Origin of the sequence: Bradyrhizobium valentinum, from assembly GCF_001440405.1 — a bacterium.
Taxonomy (GTDB): domain Bacteria; phylum Pseudomonadota; class Alphaproteobacteria; order Rhizobiales; family Xanthobacteraceae; genus Bradyrhizobium; species Bradyrhizobium valentinum.
Genome location: NZ_LLXX01000209.1, coordinates 395 through 23985, shown reverse-complemented (window position 1 = coordinate 23985; position 23591 = coordinate 395). Strand labels below are relative to the sequence as shown.

Below are 23591 nucleotides of genomic sequence, written 5' to 3'. Positions count from 1 at the left end.
CCCCGGCCGCCGCCGAGCGCGCCGCCGACAATGGCGCCTGCGGCGCCGCCGAACAGCGCGCCCCCGAGCGTGCTTTCCTGCGCCGCCGCCTCCTGGAGCGGTGCGCAGACCGCAAGGGCAACCAGCATCGAGAGCGCGAATTTCGGCATCATGTCAGTTCTCCAGCCATTTCAACGATTCGCCAGCATATTTCGCAACCAGCTTTGACATAGGTTGGCCTTGCGGCGCAACGCTGGAAAGGGGGAACGATTTGCCCTGCAACCGGTTGTAGGCCCGGAAGAAATCAGAGGCTGGGCCATGTCGGACACCTACATCATCGAAGTCGGCTCGCAGCCGGCGGGGATTATCGTGCGCGCGCCCGGCGGCTATCGGTTCTTTGCCGCTACGCACCAATTCGACCGGCTGGAAGGGCAGGTATTCCGTAACGCCCGCGAGGCCGAGCGCGCGGCATGGCGTCTCGCCAGCGGGATGCCGCTGGCGGCGTAACCGCCAGCGCCCGCCTTCCGGCGATCAGAGCTTGGTGGCCGACCGCGACAGCAGTTTCCAGTCCGAGCCCTGTTTCTGCCAGTTCATCAGGATGTGCAGGTTCTGAGGAACCTTCTTCCCGTCGGCCGCAAATTCCTGCTCGCCAACAAAGTTGAAGCGCACGATGGCGGCCGGACCGACGATACGGATCGTGGGGTTCTTGTATTCAAGCGACGTCCATTTGTATTTCGCATTCTTGGTGCCCGCCAGCAGCGCCGCCTTGTCGTCGACAGCTCCGCTGGAGTGGCTGTAGCTGAGTTCTTCCGCGCAGAGCGGGGCGATACCCTCGGCATTGCCGGCCGCCTGCGCCGCTCGGAAGGCCTCGACGTTCTTCGCGATGGCATCCTCGTCCGCACCGGCAAAAGCGGGGACGACGCTCATGAGCCCAACCCCAAGCCCAAGTGCGAGGACAGGCAAGGCGAGCTGACGGCGATCGATGTTCATGGTTTCCTCCATTCGTTTCTGGTTGTGATCACAGTGTTGCAGCCACAAATTGCTTTGTCGAGCGGCCGCGCGCATGGTGCGGGCGGCATGGCTTCGGGCGCGGTCGCCTTAACCAGGATTCGTCGTTTCGCCCCGGCAAACGCCTTCGCAGTCGATCTCCCTCGTTGACCGCGGCCCCAATCAGCCGCACCATAACGGCAACTTTGTGCCCCCAGTCGATATCTCAAGGGTACCAGCCGTGGCCGGACTGTCCCACCGTCAGACTGAAATCCTCAACATCGCCCGAGCCTTTGGCCGGGTGATGGTGGAAGACCTCGCCAAGCGTTTCGAGGTTTCGGCGCAGACCATACGCAAGGATCTCAACGATCTCTGCGACCAGCGCTCGCTGACCCGCATCCATGGCGGCGCCATCATCGCCTCCGGCGTCGAGAACCTCGCCTATGAGGCGCGGCGCTTTGTGGCGGCGGAAGAGAAGCGGGCGATCGGCATTGCCGCGGCGTCGCGGATTCCGAACGGCTGCTCGTTGTTCATCAACATCGGCACCACGACGGAAGAAGTCGCAAGCGCGCTGACCTCGCATGAGGACCTGCTCGTCATCACCAACAATCTCAACGTCGCCATGCTGCTCTACCGTCACCCGCGCATCGAGGTGATCGTGGCGGGCGGCGCGGTGCGCCGTGCCGACGGCGCGGTGATCGGATCGACCGCGATCAGTCTGATCGGCCAGTTCAAGGTCGATTACGCCATCATCGGCGCCTCCGCGATCGACGAGGAGGGCGCGCTGCTCGACTTCGACTATCGCGAGGTGCAGGCCGCGCAGGCGATCATCGCCAACGCCCGCAGCGTCATGCTAGTCGCGGACTCGACAAAACTCCGCCGCAGTGCCCCGGTGCGCATCGCCCATCTCAGCCAGATCCAGACGTTCGTGACCGATGCGCCATTACCGGCCGGTCTCGCCAACATCTGCCACCACCGCGGCATCGAGGTCGTCGAGGCGATGGAGAAGTCGGCGGCGGATATCGACGACCCCGGCGGCGAGCCGGCTTCGACCGTCGTGCGGCTGAAGTAGCGCGGGCCGATATCGGCCACATGGTTCGCAACGCGCGGCTCTGCCGCGCTCCTGGCCGTGAGGTCTAAGGATTGGTCGTCCATGTCGGACCTCGTCCTGAGGAGCGCGGAACGCGCGTCTCGAAGGACGTGGCCCGACTGCATGTCACGCACTTCAAAGGCCTGCCCTCAAAAGTTCCTATCTTCGTTTCGCTTTCGGCTTGCTTTCGTTTTTCGTTGTGATTAACTCCCATCCGAAAGTAAAATCGCCGAAGTGAAGAGGCGATCGCCGGGGAAGCGTTTCGTTGGACAGGGTATTCGACCTCGCCATCATCGGAGGCGGCATCAACGGCTGCGGCATCGCGCGCGATGCGGCGGGTCGAGGCAATTCCGTTTTCCTGTGTGAAATGAATGACTTGGCGAGCGGAACGTCGTCATGGTCGACCAAGCTGGTGCACGGCGGGCTGCGCTATCTCGAATATTACGAGTTCCGGCTGGTTCGCGAGGCGCTGATCGAACGCGAAATTCTCTGGCAGATCGCACCCCACATCATCAGGCCGCTGCGTTTCGTTTTGCCGCACCACTCCGGCTTGCGGCCGGCCTGGCTGCTTCGGCTAGGGTTGTTCCTGTACGACCATATCGGTGGTCGCCATCTGCTGCCGCCGACGCGCTCCGTCGATCTGGTCCATGACGAGGTGGGCAAACCCTTGATCGCCAACCGTTACAAGCGCGGTTTCGAATACTCCGATTGCTTCGTCGATGACGCGCGCCTTGTCGTGCTGACCGCACGCGACGCGGCCGATCGCGGCGCCGAAATCCACACCCGCTCGCGCGCCGTCGAGATCCGGCAGATCGACGGCATCTGGCAGGTCACCGTCGAGAACACGATCAGCGGAGAGCGCACCACCATCCAGGCGCGCGCGCTGGTCAATGCCGGCGGCCCGTGGGTCGAACAGGTGCTCTCGTCCGGCTCGGGCGTCAACGCGCGAGCCAAGGTGCGGCTGGTGCAGGGTTCTCACATCGTGGTGCGCAAGCTCTATGACCATGACCGCGCCTACATGTTCCAGAACGCCGACGGCCGCATCATCTTCGTCATTCCCTATCAGGACGACTTCACCCTGATCGGAACCACCGATCGCGATTACGACGGCGATCCGGCCAAGGTGAAAGCTAGCCCTGAGGAGATTCAATATCTCTGCGCGTCGGCCAGCGAGTATCTGAAGAAGCCGGTGCTCCCTAAGGACGTCGTCTGGACCTATTCCGGTGTGCGGCCGCTCTATGACGATGGCGCCAGCGAGGCCAAGGCCGCGACGCGCGACTACGTGTTCGAACTGGATACGCCCGGCGGTGCACCCCTGCTGTCGATCTATGGCGGCAAGATCACGACCTATCGGCGGCTGGCGGAAGAAGCGCTGGAACGGCTCGCGCCCTATCTGCACAGCGCGAAAGAGAAAGAAGGTTGGACGGGCAAGGCGCCGCTGCCCGGCGGCGACATGGATGTTTCGGCGGTCGCCGCGCTGACGGCGGAACTGACGCGGAAATATCCGTTCCTCGCCCCGGCGCATGCCAACCGGCTCGCGCATGCCTATGGCACGCGTGCGACAAAATTGCTCGGCAACGCCAAATCTTTTGCCGATCTCGGCCAGTCGTTCGGCGCTACCTTGACCGAGAGCGAGGTCCGGTACCTGATGTCGAACGAATGGGCATGCACCGCCGAGGACGTGGTGTGGCGAAGGTCCAAGCTCGGCTTGCGGCTGTCGCCAGATGAAATTGCCGCGCTCGACGAATGGATCAATGCCCATCGCGGCTCCGGCGAACGTCCCTTGCGTGAAGCGGGAGGGCGGCCATGAGCGTCACGCTCGAACATGTCACGCGAACCGTGGACGGCATCCCGACCATTCGCGATGTCTCGCTGACGCTTGAACGCGGCACGCTGAGCGTGCTGCTCGGACCGACGCTGTCGGGCAAGACCTCGATCATGCGGCTGCTCGCCGGACTCGATAAGCCCGCTAGCGGCCGTGTGCTGGTCGACGACAAGGACGTCACCGGCGCCGACGTGCGCCAGCGCTCGGTAGCGATGGTCTACCAGCAATTCATCAACTACCCCTCGCTGACGGTCTATGAGAACATCGCCTCGCCCCTGCGCGTGCAGGGTCGGCCGCGCGAGGAGATCGACCGGCGCGTGCAGGAGGCGGCAAAACTCCTCAGGCTCGAGCCTTTTCTGAAGCGCACGCCGCTGCAATTGTCCGGCGGCCAGCAGCAGCGCACCGCGATCGCGCGTGCGCTGGTCAAGGGCGCCGATCTGGTGTTGCTGGATGAGCCGCTCGCCAACCTCGACTACAAGCTGCGCGAGGAGCTGCGCGCCGAACTGCCGCGCATCTTCGAGGCATCGGGCGCGATCTTCGTCTATGCGACGACCGAGCCCTCGGAGGCGCTGCTGCTCGGCGGCGACACCGTGTGCATGTGGCAAGGTGAGGTGCTTCAAGCCGGCAATACCTCGAAGGTGTATCGCCAGCCTGACACGCTACGGGTCGCGCAGGTGTTCTCCGATCCGCCGCTCAACATCGTCGGCATCGAGAAGAAAAACGGGCAGGTCGCATATGCCGGCGGAATCCAGGCGCCCGCCACCGGGCTCTATGCATCGCTGGCCGATGGTCCTTACCGTGTCGGCTTCCGCGCCCATCAGCTCGAAGTGGCTAACGGCATCGCCGGCCGCCACGCGTTCCATGCCACCGTGACCGTGACCGAGATCACCGGTTCGGAAAGTTTTGTGCATCTCAACCGTGACGCCTCCAACTGGGTCGCGGTGCTGCAGGGCGTGCATGAATACGAGCCGGGACATGTGCTCGATGCTGTGCTCGATCCCAACAATGTCTTCGTGTTCGACGCCGCCGACCGTCTGGTGGCCGCGCCGGGCAGGGCCTGAGGGGAAAACCGCATGGCTCGCATTGACCTCGTCGATCTCGCGCATTCCTACGGCGGCAATGCCGCGCCGCCGGAATCCTTTGCGCTGAAGCCGGTGACGATGACCTGGCGACAGGGCGGCGCCTATGCGCTGCTCGGTCCCTCCGGTTGCGGAAAGACCACGCTGCTCAACCTCATTTCGGGCATCGTCACGCCCTCGCGCGGGAAAATCCTGTTCGACGGCGCCGACATCACGCCGCTGTCAACGCAGAAGCGCAATATCGCGCAGGTGTTCCAGTTTCCGGTGATCTACGACACCATGACGGTCGGGCAGAACCTCGCATTCCCGCTCAAGAACCGTGGCGTGCCGAAGGCGGAGGTCGACGCGCGAGTGAAGCAGATTGCCGATTTGCTCGATCTCACGCCCTATCTCGGCCGCAAGGCGACGCGCCTGACCGCGGACGCCAAGCAGAAGATTTCGCTCGGCCGCGGCCTCGTCCGCTCCGACGTCGCTGCGGTGCTGTTCGATGAGCCACTGACGGTGATCGATCCCGAATTGAAATGGCAGTTGCGCTCAAAACTCAAGGCGCTGCATCGCGAGCTCGATCTCACGATGATCTACGTTACCCATGACCAGACCGAGGCGCTGACTTTTGCCGACACCGTCGTCGTCATGCATGACGGCCGCGTGGTGCAGAGCGGCACGCCGGCTGAATTGTTCGACAAGCCCGCGCATACCTTTGTCGGCTATTTCATCGGGTCACCCGGCATGAACATCGTGCCGGCCGCGGTGAGCGGACACGAGGCGCGCGTCGACGGCCACACCATCGGCCTGCATCGCAATTACGGCGTGCTGCCGGCCGGCACGAAGATCGAGATCGGCGTGCGGCCGGAATTCCTCCATGTCGCAGCGCCCGCGTCCGGGCTGTTGTCGGCCATGATCGAGCGCATCGACGATCTCGGCCGTGCCCGCTTCGCCCGCGTTCGCGTCGGCGATGAAAAGTTTTCCGCCCGCATGCCGCCGGGATTTTCCGTCCCCGACAACATGGTCGGGCTGGTGTTTGATCCCGCCCATGTTCACGTCTATGCCGACAGCCGTCTGGTCGAGGGGGTTGCCTGATGGACAAGACCATCAACCAGAAGGCCTGGTTCCTGGTGCTGCCGGTATTCGCGGTGGTCGCGTTCTCCGCGATCCTGCCGCTGATGACGGTCGTGAACTATTCGATGCAGGACACGTTCGGCAACAACCAGTTCTTCTGGAACGGCGTCGGCTGGTTCAAGGAATTGCTCGACCCCTCGACCGATCTCGGCGGACGCTTCCTGGCTTCGCTCGGCCGCAACCTGTTGTTCTCCGCCATCATCCTGGCGATCGAGGTGCCGCTCGGCATCGTGGTCGCGCTGTCGATGCCGCGCGAGGGCTGGACCGTCGCCGTGTGCCTTGTCATCCTGGCGCTGCCGCTGCTGATTCCGTGGAACGTGGTCGGAACGATCTGGCAGATTTTTGGTAGGCCCGACATCGGTCTGCTCGGCTATACGCTCAATACTCTGGGTATCGATTATAACTACGTCTCCAATGAGTTCGACGCCTGGGCCACCGTCATCGTGATGGACGTGTGGCACTGGACCAGCCTCGTCGCGCTGCTCTGCTACGCCGGGCTGAAGTCGATCCCCGACGCCTACTATCAGGCGGCGCAGATTGACGGTGCCTCGCGCTGGGCGGTGTTCAAGGCGATCCAGTTGCCGAAGATGAACCGCGTGCTGCTGATCGCCGTGCTGCTGCGGTTCATGGACAGCTTCATGATCTACACCGAGCCGTTTGTGGTGACCGGCGGCGGCCCCGGCAATTCGACCACCTTCGTCTCGATCGAACTGGTCAAGATCGCGCTCGGGCAGTTCGACCTCGGCAAGGCGGCTGCATTGTCGCTGGTCTACAATCTGATCATCCTGATCGTGTGCTGGGTATTCTACACCGTCATGACCAATGCCGGGGTTGAGCGTCCCGCCAAGAAGGGAGGCGCCTGATGCATTCGATTCCCGGACGCCGACTCATCATCTCGCTGTTCCTGATCTTCCTGCTGTTGCCGATCTACTGGCTCGTCAACATGAGCTTCAAGACCAATGCCGAGATCGTCACCACCATGACGCTGTGGCCGCACCAGCCGACGCTGGAAAACTACAGGCGCATCTTCACCGACGAAAGCTGGTATTCCGGCTATATCAACTCGCTGACATACGTGATGATCAACACCGTGATTTCGATCGCGGTGGCGCTGCCTGCGGCCTATGGCTTCTCGCGCTACCGCTTCCTCGGCGACAAGCATCTGTTCTTCTGGCTGCTGTCGAACCGGATGGCGCCGGCCGCGGTGTTCGCGCTGCCGTTCTTCAACCTCTACTCGGCGATCAACCTGTTCGATACGCCATGGGCGGTTGCGCTCGCCCACTGCATCTTCAACGTACCGCTGGCGGTCTGGATCCTCGAAGGCTTCGTCTCCGGGGTGCCGCGCGAGATCGACGAGACCGCATTCCTCGACGGCTATTCGTTTCCGCGCTTCTTCGTCAAGATCCTGGTGCCGCTGATCGCGAGCGGCATCGGCGTCGCGGCGTTCTTCTGCTTCATGTTCTCCTGGGTCGAACTGCTGCTGGCGCGCACGCTGACGTCGGTCAACGCCAAGCCGATCTCCGCCATCATGACGCGCACGGTGTCGGCCGCGGGCATGGACTGGGGCTTGCTCGCCGCCGCCGGCGTGCTCACCATCATCCCCGGCGCCCTGGTGATCTGGTTCGTCCGCAACTACATCGCGCGCGGCTTCGCGCTGGGCAGGGTGTAGCCATGGAAAACATCGCATGGATGGCCTGGACGCTGCCGACCGCGATTTTCTTCGTGATGCTGGCGCTGACGCTCGGTGTGATGACATGGCTTGGGATCGCCTATCCCGAGGCCGAGCGCGTCGGCATCCTGCGCATTCCGACCACGCGCGGCGACCGGCTGTTCATTTCGCTGGTGCTCGCCGCAGTCATTCATCTGCTGTGGATCGCCTTTGCCGGCACCGATCCGCTTCTGACGCTCCCGATCGGCGAGGGCGTCGAGATATCGAGCCTGTGGCTCGCAACCCTGATTTCGCTCGTTTCGGCCGTTGCGATTTTCCGCACCGTCTGAACAGCGAAAAAAGACAGATCCGGGATCAACCCGGGCCTGAGTTTGTGTTTGTCGTTGCAACCGGAGGATCCAACATGCGACGTAGTACCAAGGAGAGCTTTCTGACGATGACCAGCGCGGCAGCGCTGATCGCCGCTTCCGTGACCATTGCCGCACCTGTTCGTGCGGACGACGCCGTCAATCAAAGGTGGATCGACAGCGAATTCCAGCCCTCGACGCTGTCGAAGGCCGACCAGTTGAAAGAGCTGCAGTGGTTCGAAAAGGCCGCCGCGCCCTTTAAGGGAATGGAAATCAACGTCGTGTCGGAAACCATTACGACGCACGAATATGAAGCGCGGACGCTCGCGAAAGCCTTCACCGAGATCACCGGCATCAAGGTCAAGCATGACCTGATCCAGGAAGGCGACGTGGTCGAGAAGCTGCAGACCCAGATGCAGTCCGGCAAGAACGTCTATGACGGCTGGATCAATGATAGCGACCTGATCGGCACCCACTTCCGCTACGGCCAGACCGTGATCCTGTCCGATTACATGGCCGGCGAGGGCAAGGACGTCACCAATCCGCAACTCGACGTCGACGACTTCATCGGCAAGTCGTTCACGACGGGGCCGGACAAGAAGCTCTATCAGCTTCCCGACCAGCAGTTCGCGAACCTCTATTGGTTCCGCTACGACTGGTTCTCCAATCCGGAGTACAAGGCCAAGTTCAAGGCCAAGTATGGCTATGAACTCGGCGTTCCCGTGAACTGGTCGGCCTATGAAGACATCGCCGAGTTCTTCACCAATGACATCAAGGAGATCAACGGCGTCAAGGTCTATGGCCACATGGACTACGGCAAGAAGGATCCCTCGCTCGGCTGGCGTTTCACCGACGCCTGGCTGTCGATGGCCGGCAACGGCGACAGGGGCATCCCGAACGGCCTGCCGGTCGACGAATGGGGCATCCGCATGGAAGGCTGCCGTCCCGTCGGCTCGTCGGTTGAGCGCGGCGGCGACACCAACGGCCCGGCTGCGGTCTATTCGATCACCAAATACCTCGACTGGATGAAGAAGTATGCCCCGCCGCAGGCGCAAGGCATGACCTTCTCCGAAGCAGGTCCGGTGCCGGCGCAGGGCAACATCGCCCAGCAGATCTTCTGGTACACCGCCTTCACCGCCGACATGGTGAAGCCCGGCATCGCAGTCGTGAATGCGGACGGCACGCCGAAGTGGCGGATGGCGCCGTCGCCGCACGGCTCGTACTGGAAAGAGGGCATGAAGCTCGGCTACCAGGACGCCGGCTCCTCCACGCTCCTGAAATCGACTCCGCCCGATCGCCGCAAGGCGGCCTGGCTCTATCTGCAGTTCATCAACTCGAAGACTGTCAGCTTGAAGAAGAGCCATGTCGGCCTCACCTTCGTTCGTGAATCCGACATCTGGGACAAGTCGTTCACCGAGCGTGCGCCGAAGCTAGGCGGCCTGATCGAGTTCTACCGCTCGCCCGCGCGCGTGCAGTGGACCCCGACCGGCAACAACGTGCCTGACTATCCGAAGCTTGCGCAATTGTGGTGGCAGAACATCGGCGATGCGTCGTCCGGTGCGAAGACGCCGCAGCAGGCGATGGATGCGCTGGCCGCAGCCCAGGACTCGGTGCTCGAACGTCTTGAGAAGTCCGGCGTGCAGAAAGAGTGCGGGCCGAAGCTGAACAAGAAGGAGACGGCCGAGTTCTGGTTCGCCAAGGCGGAGAAGGACAAGACCATCGCGCCGGCGCGCAAGCTGGCGAACGAGAAGCCGAAGGGCGAGACCGTCGACTACGACGCGCTGATCAAGTCGTGGCCGGCCACCCCGCCGAAGCGCGCCGAGGCGAAGTAAGCTTCGCAAACCACGAGTGATGCAAACACACGAAAGGCCGGGAGCAATCCCGGCCTTTTGCCGTTCGCTATCGACGCCCTTACTCCGTTGTCATCGTCCGCGAAGGCGGACGATCCAGTACGCCGCAGCCTCTCGGTTCTATCGCTGACGCCGGCGATTACTGGATGCCCCGCCTTCGCGGGGCATGACGACTCATTGTGATGGATCGAATCACTCCGCCGCCTGCGCGGCAGCGAGCGTCGGGTAATCCGTGTACCCCTTCGCGCCGCCGCCGTAGAAGGTTGCCTTGTCCCACTCATTCAAGGGCGCACCCTTCCTCAACCGTTCGACCAGGTCCGGGTTCGAGATGAACGGTTTGCCGAACGCGATCAGATCGGCCGCGCCGGCGTCGAGCACTTTGGTCGCGAGATCGAAGTCGTAGCCGTTGTTGGCGACATAGGCGCCGCCGAAGCGCTTGCGCAGGCTCGCGTAGTCGAACGGGGCGTTGTCGCGGGGGCCGCCGGTCGCGCCTTCGATGACGTGGATATAGGTCAGCTTCAGCGCGTTGAGCCCATCCACGATGTGATCGAACAGCGGCTGCGGGTTGCTATCGGAGACATCGTTGGCCGGCGTCACCGGTGAAATCCGGATGCCGGTGCGCTCGGGGCCGGCGACCGCGGCGACCGCCCGGGAGACTTCCAGCATCAGCTTCGCGCGGTTCTCGATCGGGCCGCCATAGGCGTCCGTGCGTTTGTTGGTGCCGTCCTTGGCGAACTGATCGAGCAGGTAGCCATTGGCCCCATGGATCTCGACGCCGTCGAAACCGGCGGCCAGCGCGTTCTCCGTACCGCGCTTGAAGTCGTCAATGATGCCTGGAATTTCCGAAAGCTCCAGCGCGCGCGGCTCGGAGATTTCGGTGAAGATGCCGTTCACGAACGTCTTGCCCTTGGCGCGGATCGCGGATGGCGCCACCGGCTTGCCGCCGCCGGGCTGCAGCGTGGTATGGGAGATGCGGCCGACATGCCAGATCTGGATGAAGATGCGCCCGCCTTTTTCGTGCACGCGGTCGGTCACCTTGCGCCAGCCTTCGACCTGCTCTTTCGAATAGATGCCGGGCGTATCCTGATAGCCCTGGCCCTGCTGCGACACTTGACTCGCTTCGGTGATCACGAGGCCTGCGGAGGCGCGCTGGCCGTAATAGTCGACCGCGAGCGGGCTCGGCACCATGCCGGGCGGCACCGCGCGGTTGCGGGTCAGCGGCGCCATCACGAGGCGGTTGGGAAGCGCGATCGGGCCAAGCTTGAAGGGCTCGAACAGTTTGGTCTGGCTCATGTCAGGGATGTCCGGGTGGATGATGATCGAAGGGAGTTGGGCATTGCGGGCAATTCTCGCAATCCCTGAGCCATTCGGCTTGCGCAGACGAGCTGCGCTCGATCCCGACCTTGGGCGGGCGTCGCCCAACAGCGCATGCGCGTCGGCATAGAATGATCCATTCGCAATCAGGGTACGGCGCAGCATCGGCGACCTTCCAGCCGATACCCTGACAGCCGAACAGCACTGTCGGCGCCCGATCGGACCGCCGGCGGGTTGGCGCCGCGGCCGTTGGCGCGCCGCAAGCTATTCCGCCGCAAATCCCATTCGCCTTGTATCGAACTCCGCGATGGGCCCTGCGGAATCGACCTGCAGCAGCTCAAATGTGAGGCACTCGCAACCGATCGCGCGAAGCGCCTGGTTGGCGGCCTTCTGGGCGTTGTTGCTGAAGCTCTGGTGATCCATCTGAATTTCGAGGCGGGGCTTTCGGCTGCATACCGCCTTCACGACCGATTGCACGCGGATGGAGATTTCGTCCCGGTAGTTCTGCGTGCTTTCGAAAGAGGCTCGCGCGTCGACGATCTGCGTCCGGGCGACATAGACGAGGTGAACGGCCATCCGGTCCGCGGAGACGGCGCCTTGCGCAAATCGAAACACCTCGGGGCGTTTGTCGATCCTCGCCACTTGGCGGCTGCCGGCGCCAATCCAGTGCCGGCCGGGCGGCAGGGCTTTTTCAAACCACCCGTTCCTGTAGAGCAGCACGGTCTCGAACGATTGAACGCCGACCCGCTCGAAGCCGAGCAGCGCCGTCATCCCCTTCCTGAACAGCGTCGAGATCCAGGCCCAGGCGCCGGCGATCACGGCGATGACGATCAACGAAAATGCGATAGACCCCAGGAGTTCACCCACTTGCTTCCTTCCCCCGCCACCGTCTTCCTCGCTGGCGCTACTTGCGACCTTAGTTCTTTTTCTTGCTTTTCTCTTTTCTCTTGGCGTTCCGTGCGTCGAAAATAAGTCATCGCAAGTTCAATCAAAGCGGGTAAACAAAAAATAGTTCTAATGTGGCGTGGTCATCTGCATTTTTTTATCTTCATTATGACGTCCGATTGTACGCAGGGTCATAGTCATCGCCTATGATCATGGGTTAGCCGTCGCCTGCGGCCCATCCACGTCATTGCGAGCCAACAGGTCGCGCGAATGCGCGCCCGATGACAGGCTCCGCGAAGCAATCCACATCTCGGCATCGGGATAGATGGATTGCTTCGCTGCGCTCGCAATGACGAGTGGATACAGCTTCTCGATCTCGCGGCGCTCATCACCCGAGGTTTGCATCGTCGCTTCCCGCCCTCATAGAGAAGAGGACGCAGGGAAAGCCGAGTGCACGCTGCACCCGCGGTCTCGTGTGCAATTGCGCACAAGGAACGCGCACACGAGCATACAGGTCCAGCGGAGGCATCCCGGCTTTCCCTGCGCGATGGCTTTACGGCTTACTTCGTGCTCTCCCCGGCGAACGGCTTTCTTGCCACCGTCGCCAGCGGGACACTTCCCGCCAACTTGATGCCAGCACCGCGACATCAGGACCACACGACTTCGCCGTACACAACAGCCACGCACGTCAGTCATGGCTTTCGTGTCCACCGCATCCCACCGCGCGTTCGTGACGATCGCGACCCGCCCCTCTCATCGGGTGAGACGGGCGGAGTTATGCGAGTGATTTGGGTGAGAACGAAAGCGGAATATTTTTGCGCGAAGGGCTGGACAGGTTTTAGGTGATTTGCCCGTCGGGTTGAAATGTCGCAGGCGCCGCAGAGGATTTGCGCTTGCGCACAAAGCAAATCAGCGCGCAGCGCGCAGGTCCGTCGCAACCATTAAACCCTCATGGTGAGGAGGCGCGTAGCGCCGTCTCGAACCATGCGGCCCCGCTGGTGCCATTCATCCTTCGAGACGCGCGAAGACGCGCTCCTCAGGATGAGGTCTGGCACGCGCAAACGTGCTCGACCTAGCTGTGCGCGGGAATGTCGACGCCGTCAGTCGCATACTGCCGGATCTTGTTCCGCATCGTGCGCACCGAAAGTCCGAGCACGCGGGCTGCGTGGGTGCGGTTGCCGTGGCAGCGCGCCAGCGTCTGCAGCACGAGCTCGCGCTCGATCGCCTCGACCGTGGAGCCGATCAGCATCGGCACGATCTCGTGGGGTGAAAGGGTCTGAGAATCCGGCAGCGGAATCTCGCCCGCGCGGCTGTACTCCGCGCCAACGTACACGTCACCAAGGTACTCCCGGGGCATCAACACCTCCCGAACAACGCTAGCTCCGAAACGCGGAGCTGAAGCATCAGGAATCAACGGCCCCCTGCCGTAGAGGAGGGTGGGCGCTTTTGGTTAATGAAAGGTTAATTGGCACGGAAAAGTGTTGCCGGAGCTTTGTTGCACCCTGAAGTATATGCTCGACGGAAGGCAGATAGACGTCAGCGCAGCCTCGCAGTTTCGCGTCGTAGAGATCGTAGGCTGGACAAAGGCGCACTAGCGCCGTGCCCACCACCTGACGCTCCGCTCTGCTACAAGCATTTCGGTGGGCGCCCGTTGTTTCAGTTAGCCCCGGATGTCGCTTCGCTCATCCGGGCTGCGTGCCGGCTCCTTGGCCCGCTCTTCGGCTACGATCGATTGTGCAGGCTTGGTCGAGCGAACCATCAGAAATGTTCCGGACAGCCCAGTGCCAGGCAGTCTCCAGCGGCCATCGATTTCCGTCGCGTCAGCATTGACCAAGCCTTCATAAATGACCTTGTCATAGCCGTAGCCAGGTGGCTCGTAACGTTTGACGAACGAAACCGTATTGCCGGATCGATGACCCGCAATCGAAGCGTTGTGGATGCTGACCGGGCAACCGGGCGTGATGCAGGGTTCGGTCACGTTCCCTCCGAGCGCGCCACCGGACTCGATGAGTGTCGCCAGGAACGTGACCATTCCAACCTGCGGCTGAACATAGGTGCCGTCCCAGACACCAGTCAGACTGTCGGTCATTGCGGTCCAGATGCGTGCGCAGTCCTCACAACACCCGATTACTCTCCTTCACCTTCTCCGCATCCAGATAGAGATCGCTCCCCATCTCCTTGAACTTGGCGCTCATCGCCGCCATGCCATCCTCGATGGTGCCCGACACCGACATCCCCACGCTCGCCGGATCGTTCAGCGTCGCTGCATAATCCCGCACGTCCTGGGTGATCTTCATCGAACAGAATTTCGGCCCGCACATCGAGCAGAAGTGCGCGACCTTGTGGGCTTCCTTCGGCAGCGTTTCGTCGTGGAAGCTTTTTGCGGTGTCCGGATCGAGGCCGAGGTTGAACTGGTCGGTCCAGCGGAAATCGAAGCGGGCGCGGGAGAGGGCGTCGTCGCGCAGTTGCGCGGCGGGGTGGCCCTTGGCGAGATCGGACGCGTGGGCGGCGATCTTGTAGGTAATGACGCCGACCTTGACGTCGTTGCGGTCGGGCAGGCCGAGATGCTCCTTCGGCGTGACGTAGCAGAGCATGGCGCAGCCGAACCAGCCGATCATGGCGGCGCCGATGCCGGAGGTGATGTGGTCGTAGCCGGGCGCGATGTCGGTGGTCAGCGGCCCGAGGGTGTAGAACGGGGCTTCGCCGCACTCCTTGAGCTGCTTGTCCATGTTGATCTTGATCTTGTGCATCGGCACATGGCCGGGGCCCTCGATCATGACCTGGCAGCCCTTGTCCCACGCGATCTTTGTGAGCTCGCCGAGCGTCTCCAGTTCGGCGAACTGCGCGCGGTCGTTGGCATCCGCAATCGAGCCGGGGCGCAGGCCGTCGCCCAGCGAGAACGAGACGTCATACTTGCGCATGAGGTCGCAGATCTCGTCGAAATGCGTATAGAGGAAGCTTTCCTTGTGATGCGCCAGGCACCACTTGGCCATGATCGAGCCGCCGCGCGACACGATGCCGGTGACACGGTTGGCGGTGAGGTGGATGTAGGGCAGGCGCACGCCGGCATGGATCGTGAAATAGTCGACGCCCTGTTCGCACTGCTCGATCAGCGTGTCCTTGTAGAGCTCCCAGGTCAGCTTGACCGGATCGCCTTCGCACTTCTCCAGCGCCTGGTAGATCGGCACGGTCCCGATCGGCACCGGCGAGTTGCGCAAAATCCATTCCCGCGTCGTGTGGATGTTGCGCCCCGTGGAGAGATCCATCACGGTGTCGGCGCCCCAGCGGATCGCCCACACCATCTTGTCGACTTCCTCTTCCACCGACGAGGTGACAGCGGAGTTGCCGATATTGGCGTTGATCTTGGTTAGGAAGTTGCGGCCGATGATCATCGGCTCGAGTTCGGCGTGGTTGATGTTCGAGGGAATGATGGCGCGGCCGCGCGCGATCTCGCTGCGGACGAATTCCGGGGTGATGAAGGCGGGCACCTCGGCGCCAAAGCTTTCGCCGTCGGCAAGTGCCGCTTCGGCGCGCTCGAGCTGCTGCTTGCGGCCGAGATTCTCGCGCTCGGCGACATAGATCATCTCCTTGGTGATGATGCCGGCGCGGGCGAATTCGAGCTGCGTGATCTTGTGGCCGTCCAGGCCGCGGATCGGCTTGTGATGCGCGGTGAAAGCCTTTGCGGCGTGGGACGCGCCGACATTGCCGTTATCCTCCGGCTTGATCTCGCGGCCCTCATATTCCTCGACGCCGCCACGCTCCTTGACCCAGGCGAGGCGGTTGCGGGCCAAGCCGGCGTTGACGTCGATGGTCACGGACGGATCGGTGTAGGGGCCCGAGGTGTCGTACACGGGCAGGTTCGGCTCACCCGCGCCCTCCGAGAGGATGATCTCGCGCAAGGGGACGCGGAGATCGGGCGCGGCGTCCGGGGTCGAAAAGATTTTGCGCGACGAGGGAAGCGGGCCGGTGGTGACGGCGGGCAGGGTGGTGTCGGGGTTGGAGCGAATGTTCATATCGTATCCTCCTTTATTCCTTTGTTGTCATTCCGGACGGTCCGCGGCGCGGACCGATCCGGAATCTCGACGTTGTGGCGCGAGATTCCGGGTTCGCGCTACGCGCGCCCCGGAATGACGCTGGTGGGAGTCTCTTTCGTCATTGCGAGGCGCGGAGCGACGAAGCAATCCATTGTCGCCGAGCATGCGGTGCCAATGGATTGCTTCGCTTCGCTCGCAATGACGGGGAAAGAGTGGGGCATCACGCGGCCTCCGCGCTCTGGCCCAGCCACTGCCGCACCCTCGCATCGGGATCGGCGTTCTGGGTGACGTCGCTGACGACGGCGATGGAGTCGGCGCCGGCCGCAAAAATCTCGGCTGATTGTTCGAACTTGATGCCGCCGATCGCAACCAGCGGAATATTGCCGATGCGCTTCTTCCACTCGGTGATCTTTGGAATGCCTTGCGGGGCAAAGCGCATCGATTTCAGCGTGGTCGGGAAGATCGGGCCCAGTGCGACGTAATCGGGATTGGCGCGAAGTGCGGTCGCCAGCTCCTCGTCGTCATGGGTGGAGATTCCGAGCGTTAGTCCGGCTTTGCGGATTTCGCCGAGGTCGGCGCCAACGAGATCTTCCTGGCCGAGATGCAAATGCTTGGCACCGGCGACGATCGCCGCGCGCCAGTAATCGTTGACCACGAGCTTGGCATCGGTGCCCTTGATGACTTCAAGGGCGTCGGTCACGACCTGGAGCGCTTCGGCGTCGTCGAGGTTCTTGGCGCGCAACTGGATGGTGCCGGCGCCGAGCAGCGCCAGCCTTGCCACCCAGGCGACGCTGTCGACCACGGGATAGAATCTATCAGGATACGGCATGCCAGAACGGGGTCCCGATCACAGGGGTTGAGGGGGAGGCGAAGTCGCGGGCTTCCATCAGGCCGGCCTCGTAAGCGGTACGGCCGCCTTCGACGCCGAGGCGGAATGCGTTCGCCATCGCGACCGGGTCGGCGGCCTTTGCCACGGCGGTATTGAGCAGCACGGCGTCGTAGCCGAGTTCGAGGGCGTGGGCGGCATGCGAGGGCGCGCCCAAGCCGGCATCGACCACCAACGTGATGTCGGGCAGGCGCTCGCGCATCAGCTTCAACGCATCGCGGTTGGTGATGCCTTTGGCGCTGCCGATCGGCGCGGCCCACGGCATCACCACCTTGCATCCCGCATCAACCAGCCGCATTGCGACTGAAAGATCTTCGGTGCAATAGGGGAACACCTCAAAACCGTCCTTGATCAGGATGGCGGCGGCTTCGACCAGGCCGACCACGTCGGGCTGCAGCGTGTCGTTGTCGGCGATCACTTCCAGCTTGATCCAGGGCGTGCCGAATAGTTCGCGCGCCAGCTTGGCCGTGGTCACCGCCTCGCGCACGCTGCGGCAGCCGGCGGTGTTCGGCAGCACCGTCACATCGAGCTCGCGGATCAGCGACCAGAACGCGTCCCCGTTTTTCCCGCCGGCGGCCTCGCGCCGCAGCGACACGGTGACGATGTTGGCGCCCGACGCGCGGATCGCGTCTTGCATGATCGCGGGCGAGGGGTACAGCGCCGTGCCGATCAGGAGGCGGGAGGAGAAGGTTTTGCCGTAGAAGTTGAGCATGGTGTCAGCGTTCCAATTCGCAGTCGTCATTGCATCCACAACTCGTCATCCCCGCGAAGGCGGGGATCCAGTACGCCGGAACGGTAAACCGAGAGGCCGCGGCGTACTGGGTCGCCCGGTCAAGCCGGGCGATGACAGCGGAGTTTGTTGTGAGCGCGCGCAACCACTGTTGTCCCTACGTTCGCAGGGACGACGGGGGGAGCGTGCGTGCTTCCATCATCACCCTCCCTGCCGCGGCGTGATGATTTCGATCTCGTCGCCGGCCTTAAGCCGCGTCTCGGCCCAGCGGTTTTTCGGCAGCACGTCGTAATTCACGGCGATCGCAAAATGCGTCCCCTCGTATTCGAGTTCGCTGAGCAGGGCGTCGACGCTGGCAGAGGTGATCTCTCGCTCTTCGCCGTTGACGGTCACACGCATCGCATCACCTCATTGTCGAGCGCGCCGCGCCGCACGTAGCCAAGCGTCAGCTCGGCCAGCGCGGGGGCCAGCAGGAAGCCGTGGCGGTAGAGCCCGTTCACGGCGATCTTGTTCTTGCTGACCGTGATCCGCGGCAGATTGTCGGGGAAGGCCGGACGAAGCCCCGAGCCGAATTCGACGATGCGCGCTTCGGCGAAGGCCGGATGCACGGCGTAGGCCGCGCCCAATAGCTCCAGCGCCGAGCGGACGCTGACGCCGGTGTCCTCGGCCTCGATCGAGGTGGCGCCCAGCATGAATTTGTTGTCGCCGCGCGGGATGACGTAGAGCGGCCAACGCGGATGGATCAGCCGCACCGGTCGCGACAGCTCGACTTCGTTCGTCTCGATGACGATCATCTCGCCCTTGACGCCGCGCAGCTCCGGCTGCTCGTCGCGCGCGGACAATCCACGGCAGTCGATCACGATGCCTTCGAGATCCTCGGCATCGATGTCGCAGTCGAACTTGATGGTGCCGCCGGCAGCCTTGATCCGTGCATGCAGTTCGGGGAGCACCTTTCGCGGCTCGACATGGCCTTCGTCGGCATAGAACAGGGCGTCACGGAAGCGGCCTTCCAGCGACGGTTCGAGGTCGCTTAACCCGCGTGCATCGAGCCTGGCGTGGCCGGTGGTGAGTTTCGCAAAGCGTTCGAAATCGGCGCGGTCGCGGGCATGCGCCACCACCAGCGATCCGTTGAACGGGGTTTTCGGAAAATGCTCGCGCCAGAGGTTGAGCGAGCGGAAGCCGAGCCGGCCGATCACCGGCTCTGAGGTTTCGGCCTCGCAATAGGGCGCCAGCATGCCGCCGGCCCAATGGCTGGTGGAGAGCGTCATATCGGCGTCACTGCGCTCATACAGAGTGACGGCGTGGCCGGCCTCTGCGAACAATAGCGCCTGCCACGCGCCGGCAATGCCCGCGCCGATGATGGAAACGGGGGAATCCCCGCGTAGATCTGACTTCTGGTACATCCCTGTCCCTTCGCCGGCATGACCCGGATCAGGTTCAAAGGGTCACCGCGGTCTCAGGCTGAACTGCCCAAGCTTGCGGTATCTCAGCTCCTCATCGGAGCACCCCTCGGAACAGGGCTAATGTAGGCGGTTGGACAGAGGTGTCAACGCGGCTTTGCGGGAACTGCACCGCTGCCGTGCCCGGGACGCAGCGCAACGCCTCCGGGATCGCGCTTCGCGCGACTCCGGCTGTGCGCTGCTGAGCCGGGGCCAAAAAGACTATTTGGCAGTCTGCAGCGCGTTCGCGTCGGCCGGCGTTCTTGCCACCTCAACCGGCTTGGCGACGATTTTCGGCGGCGCATCGCTCGCCAGCATGGGCGCTATCCGCAGGGGCTTTTCCTGCCGCTGACGCTTTGCAGCGTAATAATAGCCGCTGGCATAATAACGCATGGCGCGGCGGTGATCGCCATTGGCGGCGCGATAGGCGCCGGCGAGATATTTGATGCCCCAAGCGAGATTGGTGTCGGGATTGCGCAGGCCCGCGGCGTCGCCGGTGTAGCCGAGGCCGCGCGCGGTCGGCAGCTTGATCTGCATCAACCCGATGGTGCCGCCGCGCCCGACGAGGTTCGGATGGTATCTGCTCTCGCGCACGATCACCCGGTGCACCAGCGCTTCCGGCACGTTGTTGGCGCTCGCATGGGTTGCGACCATGCTCTCATACTGCGCGCGGCTCTGCGCCATCGCATCGGGCGAAACCAGTAGCGTCGCCATGGCTGCAAGCCAGGCAAACTTTGGCAAACTTTTCATAAAAAACAACCTCAAGGCGAGCGGCGCGATAACGATCTGCTCTTTCGGTTAGTTCCATTGCCGGGCGAGGATGTGGCGAAAAGCGGTCGACATCGCGGCGAGATGTCTGCGGCTGTCGCACGCGCCAACGAACGCGACGGGCGTGACGCTTACGTTGTGCGTGCGATGCATCGCTCTGTCGGCGCGAAGCTGCGTCATGCCGACGCGCAGGATTGTCGTGCAAATAGCGCAGTCAAGGTGTAAAGAAGATTTCCCAACGAAAACGCGTTCATTTCGACAGCAAGTCTGTCTCATTCCATTAAATAATAAAACATAACAAAATCAGAAGGGAGATGCGCCTATGGCTCGACTCGACTCCAGCTATCTGCCTCGTGGTAATCCCTGTGCCCAGTGCGGCAAGCCGATTCCGAGACCCGATTGGGTCGAGAGCAGTCCGGGCCGCACATCCTTCCTCTGGTTCTGCCGCGCTTGCGACTATCGCTTCGAGGCGATCGCAATCTACGAAGAAGCCGATCCCGACGCGCTCGCAGCCTGACGCAAATATCTAGTCGCGGAGCTCGTGTCCGCATGCGACTGCCGGCGCATCAGAACAGCGGCGGCAGCTAAACCTGCGTCGCGTCTTCACGCAGCAACCATCCTTTCCGAAAGGGAAGGATGGTTGTCTCATTTTTGGAAGTGGGGAACCGGGCGGCGGTTGTCACGTTGGTTCCTTACAGATGTGTGGAGGGTCCAATGGCAAGCGATGTCATGGCCAAGCCGCATCAGCTGATCGCGAGCGACCGTGTCGAGGGGACAGCGGTGCGCCGGCCGAACGGGGACATGATCGGCCACATCGAACGGCTGATGATCGACAAGGTCACCGGTAAAGTATCCTATGCAATCCTGAGCTTCGGCGGATTTCTCGGCATCGGCACCAACCTGATTCCGCTGCCCTGGGGACGGCTTCGCTACAACACGAAGTTCGAAGCCTACGAACTCGATATCGACGATGAAGAGCTCAAGCGCGCGCCGTCGTTTCGTGCGGACAAGGATTTCGATTGGGGCGATCGCGAGAAGGAGGCCGAGCTGCATCGCTATTATCGCATGCCGCCCTACTGGGGTGGCTTCTGACCGCAGTGCGGCGCGAGTGTTCCGTGCCGAATGAGTGGAACACTTGTTGAAGTGACGGGTTCTTCCAGAGCGTTTCTGAACTGAGGAGAACGGATATGTTAACCAAATATGCCGTTGCCGGCGTCGCGGCTTCCGCGCTGCTGGCGAGTGTCGCGTTCGCGCAAGGTCCTTCGGCAACGACCGACAGCGCCACCACCGCCGCGCCTGCGGCGGCGTCCGATACCTCGTCGTTCAAGGGCAGCTGGCGGACTTCGAAGCTGGTCGGCTTGAACGTTTACAACGACAGCAACGAAAGCCTTGGATCGATCAACGATCTCTTGACCGACAAGAGCGGCGACATCAAAGGCGTGGTGATCGGCGTCGGCGGGTTCCTCGGCGTCGGCGAGCATCTGGTTGCGGTGCCCATCGACAAGGTGAAGTTCGTCGATGAGCCGATTGCCTATACCGGCACGGCCGGCGCGCCTGCCACCGGTGGCGCACGGCCGGGAGCGGGTACAACGGGAACGGGTACGACGACGGGCGCTGCGCCGGCCGCGACTCCTCCCAAGAAGAATCCGTGGTATCCGGATCACGCCGTGTTCAGCGCGACCAAGGATCAGCTCAAGGCGATGCCGGAGTTCAAGTACTCGACCGAGTGAGGCATCGGCCGCGTAGCAACGACTTTCACAAATGGCCGGACGGCGTAAGCCGCCCGGCCATTGTGTTTTATGGGCGCACGCTGATGTAAACGCTCGTAATGGTGCAGCGCATCCTATCAGTGCGCTCCTCCCGATGTTAGGTTGTATCGCGGCAGGCGCGCCTGCGTTCTGCCTTGCATAGACCCTTGCAGCAACGGGAGGACGACATGGCTGATAGCGTCTACAAGGTCATCGAGCTGATCGGCACCAGCACGGAATCCTGGGAGAAGGCCGCAGCCGCCGCGGTCGGTCGCGCCGGAGAATCCTTGCGCGATCTGCGCGTCGCCGAGGTCGTGAAGCTCGATCTGCAATTGGACGCGAGCGGCAAGGTCGAAGCCTATCGCGCCAAGCTGAACCTCTCGTTCAAGTTCGAGGGGTCGTAGCAGTGCGTAGGGTGTAGGGTGGCCAAAGGCGCGCACGCGCTGTGCCCACCATCCATCAACGGATCGCAGCTTGAATGGTGGGCACGCTTCGCTTTGCCCACCCTACAGACTTGCACTTTAAGACCTCATCCTGAGGAGCCGCGAAGCGGCGTCTCGAAGGATGAATGGCATCAGCGGGGCCTCGTGGTTCTCCTGGCGATGCGTAGCATCGTCCGGAGACGGCGCGGAGCCTGTCATCGGGCCGCGCTTCGCGCGGACCCGTTGGCGCCTCCTCACCATGAGGGTTTAAGGGTGTTGCAAGCGTTCCGCCGCGCCGTCACAGCGCCGGCAGTGCCGTCACATAAACATTGATCGCGCCTTCGGCTTCGGCGATCACGCGCAGCGTTTTGGAATCGAAGGCGATGCTGGCGAGCCGCAGCTTGCTGATCTCGGCCGAAACCCGCAGGCCGTCCTCGTTCTTCTGGAAATCGGCGATCATGGCCGCAATCTTCTTCTGAGCGTTGGCGGCGAACGGCTTGAGGTCGACGGTCGCCTTTTCCGCCAGCGTCTTCTGCAAATACGGGATGGCGGCGCGCGCGGCCGTGCCCAACAGGCCGAAGGCGGCTTCCGACTCCACCGCGAGCTCGATATCGGTCAGCCGCAGCGTCTGCTCGGCCTGGTCGAGCACCGGCTTACCCCAGATGTGCACATCGGCCTCGCCGCCGAGGCCCAAGAAGCTCTTCTTCTCCTTGGCGCTCACCAGAAGCGAAATCAGCAGGCGGTTGCCGGACGCGGCCACGCTGGCGCGCTTGACGGTGACGTCGACCGCGCCCGAACCATCCTCCGGAAAAGTCTTACCAGTGAACTGCGCCTCCACGATCTTGTTGATCTCGGTGAAGGGCATGTCGAAGGGAACGCCGATAGAGACGCGTCCCGGCGTCGCTGGCACGATGGCGATGGTGGCGGGGAACGGGCAAGACGGCTTGGTCTCAGTTGGCGTGATCCGCGTCTCCGCCTCGATGCCGAGCGTCAGGGTCAGGTTCGAAGCATCGACACGCGGCTGCGCGGCAATCGCGCGTGTGGGGCGCAATTCCAGCCACAGCGCCGGCATCGTCGAACCGGCGGCAGCGCCCTGCAGCGGGATCGAGCGGCAGGCCTTGGCCCATTGCGCCCGCGCGTTCCGTTCGAAGGTCGGATCGTTGCGCATGCGGGCCTGCACCAGCGCGATTTGCTCGGCGACATTCTGGTCAATCAACGGCTTGACCTGCGCCGGCACGTTGACCCGCGCGCCGGCTACGTTGAGGCTGGTGTCGCCGAGATTGACCTGGCCTGCGAGGTTGGGCTCGATGCGCCAGTTCGTGGCGATCATCGGCCGCGCCGATATGACGACGTTACCCTTGATCTCGGCGCTGGCGTTGAGGTTCTTGATGTTCACGCTGCCGATCTGCTTGGCGACATT

Annotated in this window: 26 protein-coding genes and 1 riboswitch; of the genes, 13 read left to right on the top strand and 13 right to left on the bottom strand. The window is 62.9% G+C overall.

Annotated elements, in window-relative coordinates:
* The first annotated feature begins 297 nt into the window (after positions 1–297).
* Positions 298–486: a hypothetical protein gene (locus tag CP49_RS36670; RefSeq protein WP_057854974.1), complete on the top strand. Its 189-nt coding sequence runs from the start codon at positions 298–300 to the stop codon at positions 484–486.
* Positions 487–510: 24 nt separating this feature from the next.
* Here CP49_RS36670 and CP49_RS36665 read toward each other — a convergent pair whose 3' ends face one another.
* Positions 511–1044 (bottom strand): nuclear transport factor 2 family protein, encoded by a 534-nt coding sequence (locus CP49_RS36665; protein ID WP_245311056.1) that lies wholly within the window; start codon positions 1042–1044, stop codon positions 511–513.
* 163 nt (positions 1045–1207) lie between these two features.
* Here CP49_RS36665 and CP49_RS36660 point away from each other — a divergent pair, with 163 nt between their 5' ends.
* The 8 genes from CP49_RS36660 (at position 1208) to CP49_RS36625 (ending at position 9927) form a co-directional block, all read left to right on the top strand.
* Positions 1208–2038, top strand: a complete 831-nt coding sequence (locus CP49_RS36660) for a DeoR/GlpR family DNA-binding transcription regulator (protein ID WP_057854973.1) — start codon at positions 1208–1210, stop codon at positions 2036–2038.
* A 283-nt stretch (positions 2039–2321) separates the two neighbouring features.
* Entirely contained in the window at positions 2322–3866 is a 1545-nt protein-coding gene (gene glpD / locus CP49_RS36655; protein WP_057854972.1) for a glycerol-3-phosphate dehydrogenase, read from the top strand.
* A complete protein-coding gene (locus tag CP49_RS36650) occupies positions 3863–4942 on the top strand; it encodes an ABC transporter ATP-binding protein (protein WP_057854971.1) in 1080 nt (359 codons plus the stop codon). Before glpD ends, CP49_RS36650 begins: the two co-directional genes overlap by 4 nt.
* 12 nt (positions 4943–4954) lie before the next feature.
* On the top strand, positions 4955–6040 hold the full coding sequence (locus tag CP49_RS36645; RefSeq protein ID WP_057854970.1) for an ABC transporter ATP-binding protein: 1086 nt from the start codon (positions 4955–4957) through the stop codon (positions 6038–6040).
* Positions 6040–6942 carry a carbohydrate ABC transporter permease gene (locus tag CP49_RS36640; RefSeq protein ID WP_057854969.1) on the top strand — a complete coding sequence of 301 codons (903 nt, stop codon included), beginning with the start codon at positions 6040–6042 and terminating at the stop codon, positions 6940–6942. Before CP49_RS36645 ends, CP49_RS36640 begins: the two co-directional genes overlap by 1 nt.
* Positions 6942–7748 (top strand): carbohydrate ABC transporter permease, encoded by an 807-nt coding sequence (locus tag CP49_RS36635; RefSeq protein ID WP_057854968.1) that lies wholly within the window; start codon positions 6942–6944, stop codon positions 7746–7748. Before CP49_RS36640 ends, CP49_RS36635 begins: the two co-directional genes overlap by 1 nt.
* 2 nt (positions 7749–7750) lie before the next feature.
* A complete protein-coding gene (locus CP49_RS36630) occupies positions 7751–8077 on the top strand; it encodes a DUF2160 domain-containing protein (RefSeq protein ID WP_057854967.1) in 327 nt (108 codons plus the stop codon).
* A 107-nt stretch (positions 8078–8184) separates the two neighbouring features.
* Positions 8185–9927, top strand: a complete 1743-nt coding sequence (locus tag CP49_RS36625) for an ABC transporter substrate-binding protein (protein ID WP_057854978.1) — start codon at positions 8185–8187, stop codon at positions 9925–9927.
* A gap of 210 nt (positions 9928–10137) precedes the next feature.
* Here CP49_RS36625 and CP49_RS36620 read toward each other — a convergent pair whose 3' ends face one another.
* The 11 genes from CP49_RS36620 to CP49_RS36570 all read right to left on the bottom strand — a co-directional run bounded on the left by CP49_RS36620 (position 10138) and on the right by CP49_RS36570 (position 19983).
* Positions 10138–11238 carry an alkene reductase gene (locus CP49_RS36620; protein ID WP_057854977.1) on the bottom strand — a complete coding sequence of 367 codons (1101 nt, stop codon included), beginning with the start codon at positions 11236–11238 and terminating at the stop codon, positions 10138–10140.
* 285 nt (positions 11239–11523) lie between these two features.
* Complete coding sequence (locus CP49_RS36615; RefSeq protein WP_156438859.1) at positions 11524–12126, bottom strand: SPFH domain-containing protein; 603 nt, start codon at positions 12124–12126, stop codon at positions 11524–11526.
* Between the two features lie 228 nt (positions 12127–12354).
* Complete coding sequence (locus tag CP49_RS36610) at positions 12355–12549, bottom strand: hypothetical protein (RefSeq protein ID WP_057854965.1); 195 nt, start codon at positions 12547–12549, stop codon at positions 12355–12357.
* Positions 12550–13216: 667 nt separating this feature from the next.
* Entirely contained in the window at positions 13217–13501 is a 285-nt protein-coding gene (locus CP49_RS36605) for a helix-turn-helix domain-containing protein (RefSeq protein ID WP_082646428.1), read from the bottom strand.
* Positions 13502–13804: 303 nt separating this feature from the next.
* Positions 13805–14233 (bottom strand): hypothetical protein, encoded by a 429-nt coding sequence (locus CP49_RS36600; RefSeq protein ID WP_057854964.1) that lies wholly within the window; start codon positions 14231–14233, stop codon positions 13805–13807.
* 25 nt (positions 14234–14258) lie between these two features.
* Positions 14259–16157 (bottom strand): phosphomethylpyrimidine synthase ThiC, encoded by a 1899-nt coding sequence (gene thiC, locus CP49_RS36595; protein ID WP_057854963.1) that lies wholly within the window; start codon positions 16155–16157, stop codon positions 14259–14261.
* 241 nt (positions 16158–16398) lie between these two features.
* Positions 16399–17007, bottom strand: coding sequence for a thiamine phosphate synthase (locus CP49_RS36590; RefSeq protein WP_057854962.1), 609 nt, complete (start codon positions 17005–17007; stop codon positions 16399–16401).
* The gene (locus CP49_RS36585; protein ID WP_057854975.1) at positions 16994–17776 is read right to left on the bottom strand and encodes a thiazole synthase; all 783 of its coding nucleotides are present in this window, start codon (positions 17774–17776) and stop codon (positions 16994–16996) included. Before CP49_RS36585 ends, CP49_RS36590 begins: the two co-directional genes overlap by 14 nt.
* A gap of 219 nt (positions 17777–17995) precedes the next feature.
* Positions 17996–18193, bottom strand: a complete 198-nt coding sequence (gene thiS / locus CP49_RS36580) for a sulfur carrier protein ThiS (protein WP_057854961.1) — start codon at positions 18191–18193, stop codon at positions 17996–17998.
* Entirely contained in the window at positions 18184–19197 is a 1014-nt protein-coding gene (locus tag CP49_RS36575) for an FAD-dependent oxidoreductase (RefSeq protein WP_057854960.1), read from the bottom strand. The genes thiS and CP49_RS36575 overlap by 10 nt, the downstream gene beginning before the upstream one ends.
* Positions 19185–19314, bottom strand: a riboswitch (TPP riboswitch). It overlaps the preceding gene by 13 nt.
* A 141-nt stretch (positions 19315–19455) precedes the next feature.
* Positions 19456–19983, bottom strand: coding sequence for a lytic transglycosylase domain-containing protein (locus CP49_RS36570; RefSeq protein WP_057854959.1), 528 nt, complete (start codon positions 19981–19983; stop codon positions 19456–19458).
* Positions 19984–20323: 340 nt separating this feature from the next.
* Here CP49_RS36570 and CP49_RS36565 point away from each other — a divergent pair, with 340 nt between their 5' ends.
* From CP49_RS36565 to CP49_RS36550, 4 genes are all read left to right on the top strand, one after another.
* Positions 20324–20518, top strand: coding sequence for a hypothetical protein (locus CP49_RS36565; RefSeq protein WP_057854958.1), 195 nt, complete (start codon positions 20324–20326; stop codon positions 20516–20518).
* 197 nt (positions 20519–20715) lie between these two features.
* Positions 20716–21093 carry a PRC-barrel domain-containing protein gene (locus CP49_RS36560; RefSeq protein ID WP_057854957.1) on the top strand — a complete coding sequence of 126 codons (378 nt, stop codon included), beginning with the start codon at positions 20716–20718 and terminating at the stop codon, positions 21091–21093.
* Between the two features lie 95 nt (positions 21094–21188).
* Positions 21189–21731 carry a PRC-barrel domain-containing protein gene (locus CP49_RS36555; protein WP_057854956.1) on the top strand — a complete coding sequence of 181 codons (543 nt, stop codon included), beginning with the start codon at positions 21189–21191 and terminating at the stop codon, positions 21729–21731.
* A gap of 206 nt (positions 21732–21937) precedes the next feature.
* On the top strand, positions 21938–22153 hold the full coding sequence (locus tag CP49_RS36550) for a dodecin family protein (protein WP_057854955.1): 216 nt from the start codon (positions 21938–21940) through the stop codon (positions 22151–22153).
* Positions 22154–22469: 316 nt separating this feature from the next.
* Here CP49_RS36550 and CP49_RS36545 read toward each other — a convergent pair.
* The coding region (locus tag CP49_RS36545; RefSeq protein WP_057854954.1) for a DUF4403 family protein at positions 22470–23591 on the bottom strand (1122 nt) is incomplete at its 5' end.